This window comes from Methylocaldum szegediense (genome assembly GCF_949769195.1).
GTDB lineage: Bacteria > Pseudomonadota > Gammaproteobacteria > Methylococcales > Methylococcaceae > Methylocaldum > Methylocaldum szegediense.
Map to the genome: position 1 here is coordinate 3,294,960 of NZ_OX458333.1, position 13,475 is coordinate 3,308,434.

Sequence of the window (13,475 nt, forward strand, 5' to 3'; positions counted from 1 at the left end):
TGATTTGCTCATTTGCCATGGCAAAACATCCCTGAGCCTAGCCGGAGAACTGAAGAATCCAGTGCTTGGCTAGCACCAAGTCGCGAATTCCGATATGTCTCCCAAGTACCGCGTTTTGAGGCGGAACGTACCCATCGAGACTAGCATGTAATAATAGTGCGATAGGTGTTCAGCCCTAATACGCCTTAAGATGCAAAAGCGCGTTCCAAGTTTTCCTATTCGGGTAAGTAAAACGCAAGAACGTTTGGTATCGGTCGTTCTCGGTGTTCTAGCCGATACGATATTCATCCAGCGGAGTTTTGTAATCTCCTCGCTCTTTGCTTAGGCTCGAGTCTTGGAGACCTATCGCTATCTATCTATAGAAAACATCCAAGTTGCGATCACCTTCCGTTAATTTCAGAAGGCGCGGTACGGTTTTCGATCAACAGCCATACGTTTTTCCGCGCTTTTACGCTGCTTTCGGCTCTCAAATCACTATCAACGCCGAAAGAAGGCCGAGGACAGACCGAAATTTCACGTGTTGTCCCCCAAATTCTGAATCTTCTTTCGTAAAAACTTAAAAAGGTTCTCGCCTGAGAAAATGACTGAGTAGAATAAATAGACGATTTCAGCCACCTTACAATATTTCAGCTATGCAGATCGAAACCCGAAAGACGACGCCCTATTCCGATCAAAAGCCCGGAACCTCGGGATTGCGCAAGAAAGTGAAAGTTTTCTTACAAGAGAACTATCTCGAGAATTTCGTTCAGTCGGTTTTCGATACCTTGGGGGACGTGGCCGGCAAGACGCTCGTAGTGGGGGGCGATGGGCGCTATCTCAATCGGCAGGCGATCCAAACGATCATCAAGATGTCGGCCGCCAACGGCGTCGGCCGGCTGCTGATCGGCCAAGGCGGGTTGATGTCGACGCCTGCGGCATCCTGTGTGATTCGTAAGTACAAAGCGCATGGCGGGTTCGTTCTTTCGGCCAGTCATAATCCCGGAGGACCCGATCAGGATTTCGGGATCAAATACAATGTCACCAACGGTGGACCCGCGCCCGAGAACTTCACCGACGCAGTTTACGCCCGCAGTCGCGTCATCGATCAATACAAGATTGCGCTGGCTGAGGATGTCGACATCGACACGATCGGTGAAACCCGGCTTGGTGAAATGGCCATTCAGATCATCGATCCCGTGAGCGATTACGCCCAGCTGATGGAGCACCTGTTCGATTTCAACTTGATCGAATCCGCGTTGAAGTCGGGAGCGATAACGCTAAGTTACGATGCGATGCATGCCGTTACCGGGCCATATGCGATACGAATCCTGGAAGAAAGGCTGGGCGCTCCAATCGGATCCGTGGTTAATGGCGTTCCGTTGGAAGACTTTGGCGGTGGTCATCCCGATCCGAATTTGACTCACGCTTCGGAGTTGGCGAACCGCATGTTCGGGGCCCGAGCGCCAACGCTGGGTGCAGCGTCCGACGGCGACGGTGATCGCAACATGATCATGGGTAGTCAGTTTTTCGTGACCCCGAGTGACAGTCTCGCCGTGTTGGCAGCCAATGCCCATCTTCTCCCGGGCTATAAAGAAGGCTTGCGGGGCGTGGCGCGATCGATGCCGACCAGCCAGGCGGTGGATCGAGTGGCGGAAGCGATGGGTATCGAATGTTACGAAACGCCGACCGGCTGGAAATTTTTCGGCAATTTGCTTGATGCCCGAAAAATTACCTTGTGCGGCGAAGAGAGCTTCGGCACCAGTTCCGATCACGTTCGCGAAAAGGACGGTTTGTGGGCGGTGCTGTTTTGGCTGAATCTGATTGCCGTTCGCAAACAATCGGTGGCCGAAATCGTGCGTGAGCACTGGCGCCGGTTCGGTCGCGATTATTATTCGCGCCACGACTACGAAGGTATGCCCGCCGAAATCGGCGCAGCGATCATCGAGCACCTGCGCGCGCAGTTGCCGGGATTGAGCGGGAAGACTTTCGGCCCTTACTCGGTCCGCGTGGCGGACGATTTTTGCTATCGCGACCCGGTGGACGGAAGCGTCAGCGAGAAGCAAGGGATTCGGGTCATCTTTGAAAACGGGGCTAGAATCGTAATCAGGCTCTCTGGCACTGGCACCGACGGGGCTACGTTAAGAATCTATCTCGAACGTTATGAGCGCGATCCCGCACAGCATGGCCTGGACCCGCAGGAGGCGCTCAAGGATCTCATCGAGTTGGCCGAGAGTCTTTCCGAAGTCAAAATCCGAACCGGTATGTCCGGACCAACGGTCATTACCTAAAAACCGATATCAGTGTGCCTTTTACCCCGAGGCTGTCGAAGCGATCCGTAGCCACCAGGGATCGTCCTAAGGTGTTGCTGGCTCTCAGATCGCCGAGCTGCTGACTGTGGCGTCGGTTTACGCGGTTGGTAAATACCTTCGCGGTAACGTGAGTCGCCGCTATCCTCGGCCTTTGGCTCAGGATGCTTGTCGCTGCGCCAGGTCAATTATCGGACGGGTTGTCCTGCTTTTCCCGAAGTGCACGAGCCAGGCGGGCATACGCTTCCAGTCCCAACGTTTCCGCTCGAGCCTGAGGGTCTATCCCGAGATCTCGCATTTCTCCTTCGCTAAACAACTGCTTGAGCGCATTGCGGAGTGTCTTCCGACGTTGCGAGAAAGCGGCGGCGACCACTTGCCCTAAGGTTTTCGGATCGACATCAACAGGTTTAACGTCGTGCGGCACCAGGCGGACGACGGCCGATGTGACCTGCGGCCTGGGATAGAAAGCCTCAGGCGGCACTTCAAAAAGGCTGTCGGCTCGGCAGTAATATCGAGCCATGATACCGAGCCGCCCATAGCTCTCGTCACCGGGCTCGGCGCACAGCCTGTCGACCACCTCCTTCTGCAGCATGAAATGCATGTCCGCGATACATTCGGTCTGCGTGAAAAGATGAAAAAGCAAAGGGGTCGAGATGTTGTACGGCAGATTGCCCACAATGCGAAGTTTTTCTCCCATACTCAATTCGCAGAAACGGAACTTGAGGGCATCTCTGCAATGCAGACGGAATTTCGGACTGTTGGAGAATTTGCTTTCCAGCGAAGCGGCTAAGTCGCGGTCGATTTCGACGGCATCCAGCTTTCCGCAAAGCGGTAACAGGGCTTCCGTCAGAACGCCTTGCCCGGGACCGATCTCCACGAGATGATCTTCGGACTTGGGCGCTATCCCGAGCACGATCCGCCGCACGACACTACTGTCGCGCAAGAAATTCTGGCCGAAACGCTTGCGCGGGTGGTGGTTCATGAGCCTTCGCGGCGTGCGCGACGCATTCTGTCCGCCATGCCAATAGCTTCATCGATAGCCGCCTCCAAGCTTCCGGAATCGGCTTTTCCGCTTCCGGCCAGATCCAAGGCTGTGCCATGATCTACCGATGTGCGAATGATGGGCAGCCCTAAAGTGATGTTCACCGCCCGACCGAAGCCTAGGTGTTTCAGCACCGGCAAACCCTGGTCGTGATACATGGCGAGCACGGCGTCAGCATGATCGAGATATTTCGGAAGAAAAAGCGTATCCGCCGGCAGCGGACCGATTAAGTTCATGCCCTTTTGCCTGAGATCTTCGAGCACAGGCTCGATAATCTCGATTTCCTCACGTCCTAAGTGACCACCCTCGCCGGCATGGGGATTGAGCCCGCACACGAGAACGCGCGGTGTGGCGATGCCGAAACGGGCGACCAAGTCTTGCTTCAATGTCGTGAGGACCTTCGACAACCGTTCGCGTGTGATGTTGCGGCTGACCTCCGCCAGAGGTAGGTGAGTCGTCGCCAGTGCCACGCGAAGGCCAGGCGCGGTGAGCATCATGACTGGATAGCCGCCACTGATGGCTGCAATGTATTCGGTATGGCCGGTAAAGGCGACGCCAGCCTCGTTGATGATGCCCTTATGCACGGGCGCGGTCACCAAGGCGTCGAAGCGCCCTTCGAGGCATGCGGTTACACCGTTGGCTATGGTTTCGAGAACATAGGGCACATTGGCAACGCTCAGACGCCCGCAGGTCGGGTCAGCGGCGTTGTCCGTAGGCCATACCTTGAGACACCCTGGTCGATGCAGTTGGATGTCTTCGGCTTTCGATATTCGAATCTCGATATCAAGGCCTAATCGCTTCGCTCTGTCCGCGAGCAACAAGGGATCACCGATCACGCTGAGATCGCAGGCCAGTTCCCGTTGGGCGAGTTTTACGCAGAGATCCGGGCCGATGCCGGCAGGCTCTCCGGTCGTCAACAGGATCCGGGCGATCATTGGAAAGACGGCATAAAAGAGGTGGTTTCGGGTTCGTTCAAACGAATTTCGACATAAGCTTCGTCACGAATCCGGCGCAGCCAAAGCTCGGTTTCCTCTTCCACTTTACGTTTGAAGATTTCCTCGCGGGCTTTGTTTTTCAATAATTCGTCCGTGTCGCTAGACTCTTGCCGTTCCAGAACTTGGATCAGATGCCAGCCGAATTGGGTTTGTACCGGCTCGCTAAGCTCGTTGATCTCCAGCCGGTTCATAGCTTCCTCGAAAGGCGGCACCAAGGCGCCCGGCTGTACGAATCCGAGATCGCCGCCCTTGATTGCCGAGCCTTTGTCGTCGGAATGGCCGCGTGCCAGCGTGGCGAAGTCTTCGCCGGCCTCGATGCGTTGTTTCAGGTTCAACAGCTTTTGTTTGGCGTCTTCATCTGACAAAACTTCATTGGGCTTGATCAGAATATGCCGCACATGCGTCTTGGTCATGCTCTCGTCCGCACCGCCTTTGATTCCAAGCAGCTTGATGATGTGAAATCCGCTTGGGCTTCGAATCGGTCCTTCGATGCTGCCTTCCTTCATCGTCGGCACCAGATCAACAAACAAGGAAGGGATTTGACTCAATTTGCGCCAGCCGAGATCGCCACCGTTCAGCGCCTGGGCCGCATCGGAGGACGACAAGGCCGCTTGTTTGAAATCCAAACCCTGCCTGAGTTCTTCGACCAATCGCTCAGCCTTTTCTTTGGCCTTTTGTACCTCGGATGGCGATGCGGCCTGGGGGGTCGCGATCAGAATATGACCCAGCAGGTATTCGCTGTCGCGATTGATATCCAACTTCCCTTGGGTTTCCAGATAATGTTGCACTTCGTGATCACTGACCTTGATCTGGTTATTGATCTGGCTGCTTCTCAGACGCCCAACGGTGATTTCATTACGGATCTGTTCAATGAATGCGGCGTAATCGATGCCTTCTTGTCGTAACGACCGGCGAAACTCGTCCAAACTCATGTTGTTACGCTGGGCGATTTGTTGCACCGCCTGCCTCAGAGTTTCGTCGTCGACCCGGATTCCGGCTTTTTCCGCCATATGCACTTGAATCTTGTCAACGATCATGCGTTCTAGGACTTGCCGGGCCAGAATGTCGTCCGGAGGCAGGGGCGTGTCGCTCTGGAGTAGGCTGGCTTTGATGGATTCGAGTTTTTGCCGTAGTTCGCTTTCCAGGATCACGCCGTCCTCGACAACCGCCATAATGCGGTCGATCGGTTCTCCGGCGATCACCGTCCATGGCAGTAGTAAAAGCAACAGGAAGATAGATCTTCCGGATTGGAATCCAGAGCATCTGCCGCGACAAGACGTTACGTCGCCCATGGTCTGTCGTATTCGATCATTCATCGCCTTCTAGCCGGTAGCCACTGATACTGCGCTCCAAGAACCGGTCTATCTGTCGACCGAAGCGGGTCAGTCCTTTCAGTTCAAGCTGAACGAATATTTCGTTGTTGGCGACATTGCCGCCGTCCTCACTGGTCCGTATATCATTGATGTAATGACGCCCTATGATGCTGAGACGCCAGCAACAGGTTTCCCTCTCGATTCCAAGGAAGCTTTCGAGTGTCACCTGGTCTAACAAAGAATATTGCCAGCGGCCAATGGCGTTCCATCCTTCTGCAAACGGTAAGCGGAACGACACGTCGGTTAGATCCAGACGGACTAAGTCGAGGTTCTGGTCGCGGCGAAAGCGATAAGCGACGTTGAACAGATGGTTGTCGCGGTCGTCGTACTGCAGGGCGATCTGACCGCGATCGATCGTGCCATCCTCCGGATTCCACTGTCCGCCGGTGCGAATAGACCAGGTATTGGTCAACCGAGAATAGACTTCACCGACGAGGTTGGATTTGTTCCCAGGTCTTTGAGGGAGATTGGGCAAGCTCACATCGCGATCGTCGAAGTAGAAAATTTCTCCGACACTTGCCCGGAGTCGCTCCATTCCCGAGGACTGATCTATCATTCGAGACGTGAGCGCCAGTGTGATCTGATTGGCATCGCCTAGGCGGTCGTGCCCGGTAAACCGGTTCTCTCGAAATAGCTGGTAAAAGCTGAAGTCGTATTCCCCGGTGTCGAATACGGGAAGGTCGTCCTGCTTCCTGTCGGGAATGTACAGATAAAAGAGGCGCGGTTCCAGGGTTTGAAGCAGCGGCGTATCGCCCATTTGAAATTCGCGCTCGAAAAACAGGCCGCTGTCCAGAGAGAAGATCGGCGCGGTCCGACTCGGGCTATCGCTGAGGCCGGGGGGTTGATCCTGCAGCCAGTATTGTGTGTACTGCAGACTCAGGCTGGGAATGATGAAACCGCCGGCTTTTTGATAGGGATAGGAAATCCTGGGCATGACGTTCAGACGTTGACCGGTGACGCGGCCGCCCGTATGGCTGAAGTTCGCGAGCTCGCTGGAACCACTGAAGACAAAGCCGGTATTGCCGATGCCACGCGCGTAATTGAAAGTTACCCGTGGTAGGCGGTAATAGGGCCGTGCCGCTGGCGGTATCGTCGGGTCGATGGTCTGGTAGTAATCCGCCAGGGTTGTAACGTTGAAGTTCGTGCCGACATAAGTCAACTGACCCCAACTGCGGATATGCCGCCGGTCGACGATATTCAGCTGATTGCCTAGCTCGTTCAGATAACGGTCGTCAGACACGTAATTGGCGTCCACATGGGCAAACAGATTGTCTGTGAACCGCGTATCGTTCAGTATACCGAACTGGCCTCGGGAATCGCCGCGCACCTCATCGTGGGGCATATACTCAGCGAATAGGCGGCCTCGGGTCATTTCGGTCAGATACCGGAACTCACCACGTAACAGATAACCTCGCTTGGTGAGGATTCGCGGTGTGAACGTGGCGTCAAAATTGGGCGCCAGGTTGAAGTAATACGGTATCGTCAAATCGAAGCCTCTGACCCTGGTGCTGCTGAACGAAGGCGTGAGGAAACCGCTCTGCCTACGATCGTCCACCGGAAAGGTCATGTAAGGGGTGTAAAGTAATGGTACGCCTTTGAATTCCAGCCAGGCATGTTTTGCTGAACCGCGTCCGGTTTCTTTGTTGATTTTGACGTTACGGGCGTGGAGCATCCAGTCCGTGTCTCCGGGCGGACAAGTGGTGTAAGTGAATTTCTCGTAGCGAGACAAGGTGTTACTGTCGAAATGCGTCAAGCGCGAGGTACCCCGCGCCGGAATTGTTCCTAGAATAAACTGCGCGTTACGCAGGACACCGCGATTCGTATCGAGCTCCAGAAAACCGGTATCGCTGGAGAAGGTGAGTCCTTTCTCCTGATAAATCACGTTGCCTCGGGCGTTCAGGGTGTCTGAGACCGTGTTGTGGGTGACGAAATCCCCCCATAGTTTTTGATCTGCCCGTGTCAGTTCGGCTGATCCGATAAAGGTCGCGATTTCATCGTCCACCATTTCGGCATAATCGGATCGAATTTCCAAAGGCTGCTGCTGGCGCGCGAGCCTGTCTTGCGGAGTCATCAGAAATTCGGTCATCGGCGCTGACTCCGATTTGCCTGCGCAGGCTCTTGCCCAAGGATCGGCCGGAAGCAGCGCCATCAATTTACGGAAGCGTTGTTCGTCTTCCTGGGTAATCGTCGTCGTTTCCGCCCAGTTTTCGGTCGTTTCGCCTTCTTCCGGCACTACGCGCGCAAGACCTTGGGGGTCTGGTCCGACCAAAGAGCAATCCCACTCTTTTCCGGTTTCGCCGGGGCGGCAGGTCCAACCAGATGGTTTGGCTGCGGCGACTGACTTAGGCGGTGCCGGTCTGATTGGACGGTCCCCCTGTTTCAACTCGGACTTGGCCGTCGGCGCGGGTTCTCGGGTTCTTGGCGGACGAGATACCTCTGGCCTCGCGACGGCGGAGTCGGTCGCCGGCTCGAACTCTTTCGCGGGTTCCGCCGCTTTGCTCTCCGGCTGGTCCGATGGTGTAACGGCGGTCTCGGATTTGGATTTCCGGGTCACGCAGACCCATTCGCTGTCATCCTTGCTACGCTGGCAATCCCAGTCGGACGCGGCCGCCAGCAGGCAAGAGGGCCCCAGTCCTAGGCATAACATCAACGCCGATCGGCCACGGTTGAAATGAAGCAGGGACACCATGCTGCGGCAAGGGAGTATCTAAATCTGAAAGGCGACTCGCAAAGTGACTGCCACGCTCTTAGAGCGGAAAACGAAGTGGCGAAGGGCGCGATGGGGGCGCAATGGCGGAAGGCATTATCTTAAAGCGGCACTTTATGGTGAAATATCCGATCCAAAGGCGGCATTCTACCGTAAGATCCAGGTTTTTCGAGTATTTTTCGATACAGGGACTGTCAATATGACAATACAGCAAGATGAACGTCTCGAGGCGCTCTCCGGTTGGTTGGTGGAAACGCTTAAGCTTACGGTGGAGGCGGTCGAGCCCGCATCGAGCGACGCCAGTTTCCGACGTTATTTTCGTGCCTATTCCAATGGGATGTCCTTCATTGTAATGGATGCGCCACCGTCCAGGGAAAATGTGCGTCCTTTCATTCGGGTGGCAGCGCTGCTGCGAAATGCTGGCGTGCAGGCGCCTGAGATCATCGCGACCGACGAGGAGCGGGGATTTTTGTTGCTCACCGATTTCGGAACGCGTTCTTATCTCGATGCTTTAAACGCCGCGTCGGCCGACCGCCTTTACGAAGATGCTCTGGATGCCTTGGCGCTTATGCAGTCCGGCGTGGATATCGAGACATCGGGATTGCCGCCGTATGACGAGCGCCTGCTCGGGGTCGAACTGGATCTGTTTCGGGATTGGTTTCTCGGTCTGCTTCTCGGGCTGGCTCTCGACCCTTCGGATTCCGAAGTCTTCGATGATCTGAAACAGCGTCTGATCGCTTCCGCATTGGAGCAGCCGAGAGTGTGTGTCCATCGGGATTATCACTCCCGTAATCTCATGGTCACCGAACGGCTCAACCCTGGCGTCCTGGATTTTCAGGATGCGGTCATTGGTCCCGTGACCTACGATCTGGTTTCGCTGTTGCGCGATTGTTACATTTCATGGCCGCCTTCCATGGTCGAGGTCTGGATGATCGATCATTACACGCGTCTTTGCGAAACGGGGGTGCTGGATTCGGTCGATCTTGACCTATTCCGCCGGTGGTTCGATCTCATGGGAATGCAGCGCCATCTCAAAGCCATCGGCATTTTTGCGCGGCTTAAGCTCAGGGACGGTAAGCCGGGCTACCTCAAGGATATCCCGCGTACCATGAATTACGTCACGGAAATTTGCAGGCGCTATCCGGAATTCGCCGGCTTTCTGAGCTTTTTGGACAACCGGGTCTTACCCCGGATGAGTCTGGATAAAGTGACATGAAAGCCATGATCTTAGCCGCTGGGCGTGGCGAACGCATGCGGCCTCTTACCGATAGTGTCCCGAAGCCGCTGCTGACGGCCGGCGGTCGCCCGTTGATCGAGCATACGATCGAATCTCTGGTCCGGAGCGGCTTCGTCGACATCGTCGTCAATACGGCTTATCTCGGCGAACTGATCGAAGCCCGTTTGGGAGACGGTGCGCGATTCGGGGCGCGGATAGCGTACTCTGTCGAGGGTGAGGCGCTCGAGACCGGTGGCGGTATTCACCGCGCGCTGCCGCTTCTGGGGGAGGAGCCGTTCCTGGTGGTGAATGGCGATATCGCGACCGAATTTCCTTTCGGCCAATTGAGACGGCCGATTTCCGGATTGGCTCATCTGGTGTTGGTGCCCAACCCTTCCCATAATCCTCGGGGCGATTTTAATCTGTGCGGCGGGCGGATCTCGGACTCCGGAGATGACCGTTTCACTTTTAGCGGTATCGGCGTCTATCGTCCGGAGCTGTTTGCGGGCTGTTCTCCGGGTAAGTTTCCCCTTGCGCCTCTCTTGAGACGTGCGATGGCGGATGGGCTTGTCAGCGGAGAAATGTACACTGGTTTTTGGATGGATATCGGTACGATTGACCGGCTCCAAGCATTCGATGAGTACTTGAAGTCCAAAGCAAAGCGTAACTCATGATGAGCCTGATACCGGAGGTTTGAAATGCAAGGCGAGACTTTTTCCAATTCGAGGGTAAGGGATCTCAGTAAAGAGAAAAGACTCACGCAAGTCATTTATGCCTTGCAGGCCGCGTCTTTCTTGGTGGGAATCACCTATATCTTCGCTGCGGTGATCAATTACGTGAAGTGGCCGGACGTGGCGGGTACCTGGCTGGAAACGCATTTCCGCTGGCAAATCAGAACTTTCTGGTACAGCATCCTATGGGGAATCGTCGGCGGCTTGACTTTGTTTCTTTTCATTGGCTACGTCATTCTCGCCGCCAATACGATCTGGGTCGTTTACCGAATCGCCATAGGATGGATCGCCCTGAGCGAAGATCGGCCGGTCAGCTGAACCGGGGCTAATGTGCTTGCAGCGAACCGTTGTGGAAGACCAGTTGCCCGAGGAATTCTTCGCCCTGTTCCAGACACTCGATGCGTGTAATGCCGGCGGCGGCGACCTTTATTCGGAACAGGTTGGATAAAGGGATGTCCAGGATGTGGGCAAGCACCATGCGAATGGTGCCGGCGTGGCAGATGATCAGGATGTGTTTTCCGGCGTGGTGGTTGAGAATGTCGTTCCAGGCTGAGACGATGCGGCTTCTGAACTCCGCGAGTCCCTCAGCGTCATCGGGACGGTTGTTCATGGGATCGCGATAAAAACGCTGGAGCACGCCGGGATCGTACTGGGTGATTTCTTCCCGTGTTTTCCCCTGCCATACGCCGAAACCGATTTCCTTCAGTCGCGGTTCGATTTCCATAGGAATACCGCTGCGCTCGCTCAGTTCTTCGGCGAAGGACTGGCACCGGGCGAGCGGCGAGGTGACGATAATCTCCCATGGATAATGCTGACCGACGGCAGCCCACATCTGTGACCAGCCTGTGCTACTCAGGGGATCGTCTATCTGTCCGCGGTATCGGCTTCCGCCTACGGGCTCGCCGTGGCGCATCAGATCGATGAGAGTTGAAACGCGCTCCTCGGTAATCAAGTTATAACCACCTCCTCGAGACGTCGCCGAGCCTGCTTTACGGCAGCCCTGACCTGGTTGGGAGCGGTTCCGCCAAAGTGATTGCGCGCCCTGACGGAGCCTTCCAGTGTCAGGATTTCGAAAACATCGGGTCCGATCGTAGCTGACAACTGTTGCAATTCGGTCAAGGACAACCGGGAAAGGTCGCGCCCGGTTTCTATGCCCAATCGTACCGCTTTACCGACAATCTCGTGGGCATCGCGGAAGGGAACACCCTTGCGAACTAAGTAGTCCGCCAAATCCGTGGCCGTCGCGTAGCCTTTCTGCGCGGATTTATACATGCTATCCCGGTTTGGCTGGACATGGGGCATCATGTCGGCGAAAGCCCGAAGACAATTTCGTAAGGTGTCCACCGTGTCGAACAAAGGCTCCTTGTCCTCCTGGTTGTCCTTGTTGTACGCCAGAGGCTGGCTTTTCATCAGCGTCAGCAGACTCATCAGGTGCCCGAACACCCGTCCTGATTTGCCCCGTACGAGTTCTGGTACGTCCGGGTTTTTTTTCTGTGGCATGATCGAAGAGCCTGTGCAAAAGGCATCCGGCAAATCGATGAAACCGAACTGGGCCGATGTCCATAGAATCAGTTCTTCGGAGAACCGCGACAAATGCATCATGATGAGGCTGGCGCAGGCGATGAATTCGACGGCGAAGTCGCGATCGCTGACTGCGTCCAAGGAATTCGCCGCCGGTCGGTCGAAGCCGAGCAATTCGGCGGTATAGAAACGATCCAGTGGAAACGTCGTGCCGGCCAAAGCAGCCGCACCTAGGGGCATGATGTTGACTCGTTTTCGACAGTCGAGCAGGCGCTCGTAATCTCTCGACAACATTTCGTACCAGGCCAATAAATGATGGCCGAAGGTTACCGGCTGGGCGACCTGGAGATGGGTGAACCCCGGCATGATCGTATCCGCCTCGCGTTCCGCCAGGTCCAATAACGCAGCCTGAAGTCTGAGGATTTCGCGGACAATTTGGTCGATCTCATGGCGGAGATAGAGCCGCACGTCGGTAGCGACCTGGTCGTTTCGGGAGCGGCCGGTGTGAAGCTTCTTCCCCGCTTCGCCGATACGCTCGGTCAAACGGGCCTCGATGTTCATGTGGACATCTTCGAGTTTCACCGACCAGGAAAATTCGCCGCGCTCGATCTCCCCCCGGATATGTTCCAATCCTTGGGTGATGATCTCGCATTCCTCCTCGCTCAATACACCGATGCGTTTCAGCATCGCAGCATGAGCGATGGAACCCTGAATGTCATAAGGGGCCAGACGCTTATCGAAGTCAATGGACGCGGTAAAGGCCTCTACGAAGGCATCGGTAGCCTCGGTGAAACGGCCTGCCCAGGGTTTGGGTTCGCTGCTCATCGGAGTTGTCTTGTGAAAAATGAGGCTTTTATGCCGACGATTATAACCGGAGTCCAGCGACTCGGAGGGTTTCCGTTTCACCGGTAGGAAGTAAATCGTCAAGACTTGACATAAATCAAAAATGGCTTTAGGGGCGCGTTATAAAGTTCCATGGCCTATTCGGCATACATCACTGAACAAATCAATATTCAGATTCAGGAGACAAATCCGATGGCCCTTTTAGAGTGGACTAAAGAAGCGTTTGGAACAAACGTCAGCAAAGCCGATGAACAACATCAGCAGATTTTCGCCATGGTTAACGGGCTGCACGAGTCGCTCGGCTCGGGAGACCGACAAGCAATCGGGCGTCAGTTGGACGCGCTGATCGATTACGTGGCCATGCATTTCAAGACCGAAGAAGATCTGATGCAGGCCCATGGATATCCTGAGTTTGAGGCGCACAAGGCCGAGCACGACAATTTGGTGCAAACCTGTCTCGATGTTCAGAAGAAATTCCATGCCGGAGCGATCGACATTACCCCGGAGACGACCACGTTTGTCAAGGACTGGCTTGTGAAACACATTCCAAACGTCGACAAACATTACGGTCCCTTCTTAAACAGCAAAGGCATTGCGTGACGCGGGTACATCGTGGTTCGTGTATTCGTGAGCCGCTAGGTTCCTTGAGTTGCTGTCATTCGAGATTGCCGGCCTCGTCGCCGGCAATCTTCGTTATTCCTGATTTATTCACTTCGTGGCCTGTAGTAGCATTTTGGGGAGAAAATAACGAATTCGGAACTA

General features: G+C 55.1%; 11 protein-coding genes. 5 read left to right on the top strand and 6 right to left on the bottom strand.

Annotation, left to right across the window (positions count from 1 at the left end; translation table 11 throughout):
* The first annotated feature begins 632 nt into the window (after positions 1-632).
* Complete coding sequence (locus QEN43_RS14185; protein WP_317963341.1) at positions 633-2,267, top strand: alpha-D-glucose phosphate-specific phosphoglucomutase; 1,635 nt, start codon at positions 633-635, stop codon at positions 2,265-2,267.
* Between the two features lie 202 nt (positions 2,268-2,469).
* Here the strand turns inward: QEN43_RS14185 and rsmA are convergent, their stop codons facing one another.
* Genes rsmA through lptD form a run of 4 tightly spaced genes read right to left on the bottom strand, consistent with a single transcriptional unit; the run spans position 2,470 to position 8,384 of the window.
* Complete coding sequence (gene rsmA, locus QEN43_RS14190; protein WP_026610928.1) at positions 2,470-3,267, bottom strand: 16S rRNA (adenine(1518)-N(6)/adenine(1519)-N(6))-dimethyltransferase RsmA; 798 nt, start codon at positions 3,265-3,267, stop codon at positions 2,470-2,472.
* Positions 3,264-4,262: a 4-hydroxythreonine-4-phosphate dehydrogenase PdxA gene (gene pdxA / locus QEN43_RS14195; RefSeq protein ID WP_036269060.1), complete on the bottom strand. Its 999-nt coding sequence runs from the start codon at positions 4,260-4,262 to the stop codon at positions 3,264-3,266. The genes rsmA and pdxA overlap by 4 nt, the downstream gene beginning before the upstream one ends.
* Complete coding sequence (locus tag QEN43_RS14200) at positions 4,259-5,614, bottom strand: peptidylprolyl isomerase (RefSeq protein WP_051331824.1); 1,356 nt, start codon at positions 5,612-5,614, stop codon at positions 4,259-4,261. The genes pdxA and QEN43_RS14200 overlap by 4 nt, the downstream gene beginning before the upstream one ends.
* Before the next feature lie 16 nt (positions 5,615-5,630).
* A complete protein-coding gene (lptD, locus tag QEN43_RS14205; protein WP_026610927.1) occupies positions 5,631-8,384 on the bottom strand; it encodes an LPS assembly protein LptD in 2,754 nt (917 codons plus the stop codon).
* 217 nt (positions 8,385-8,601) lie between these two features.
* Here lptD and QEN43_RS14210 point away from each other — a divergent pair, with 217 nt between their 5' ends.
* From QEN43_RS14210 to QEN43_RS14220, 3 genes are read left to right on the top strand one after another with little or no spacing between them, the layout of a single operon-like run.
* A complete protein-coding gene (locus QEN43_RS14210; protein ID WP_036269058.1) occupies positions 8,602-9,618 on the top strand; it encodes an aminoglycoside phosphotransferase family protein in 1,017 nt (338 codons plus the stop codon).
* Positions 9,615-10,292 carry an N-acetylmuramate alpha-1-phosphate uridylyltransferase MurU gene (gene murU / locus QEN43_RS14215; RefSeq protein WP_026610925.1) on the top strand — a complete coding sequence of 226 codons (678 nt, stop codon included), beginning with the start codon at positions 9,615-9,617 and terminating at the stop codon, positions 10,290-10,292. Before QEN43_RS14210 ends, murU begins: the two co-directional genes overlap by 4 nt.
* A 24-nt stretch (positions 10,293-10,316) precedes the next feature.
* The gene (locus QEN43_RS14220; protein ID WP_026610924.1) at positions 10,317-10,667 is read left to right on the top strand and encodes a DUF4870 family protein; all 351 of its coding nucleotides are present in this window, start codon (positions 10,317-10,319) and stop codon (positions 10,665-10,667) included.
* A 7-nt stretch (positions 10,668-10,674) separates the two neighbouring features.
* Here QEN43_RS14220 and QEN43_RS14225 read toward each other — a convergent pair whose 3' ends face one another.
* Both QEN43_RS14225 and argH read right to left on the bottom strand, forming a co-directional pair.
* On the bottom strand, positions 10,675-11,301 hold the full coding sequence (locus QEN43_RS14225) for a histidine phosphatase family protein (RefSeq protein ID WP_026610923.1): 627 nt from the start codon (positions 11,299-11,301) through the stop codon (positions 10,675-10,677).
* On the bottom strand, positions 11,298-12,695 hold the full coding sequence (gene argH, locus QEN43_RS14230) for an argininosuccinate lyase (RefSeq protein ID WP_026610922.1): 1,398 nt from the start codon (positions 12,693-12,695) through the stop codon (positions 11,298-11,300). The genes QEN43_RS14225 and argH overlap by 4 nt, the downstream gene beginning before the upstream one ends.
* 210 nt (positions 12,696-12,905) lie before the next feature.
* Here argH and QEN43_RS14235 point away from each other — a divergent pair, with 210 nt between their 5' ends.
* Positions 12,906-13,313 (top strand): bacteriohemerythrin, encoded by a 408-nt coding sequence (locus tag QEN43_RS14235; protein WP_026610921.1) that lies wholly within the window; start codon positions 12,906-12,908, stop codon positions 13,311-13,313.
* The last annotated feature ends 162 nt before the right edge of the window (positions 13,314-13,475 follow it).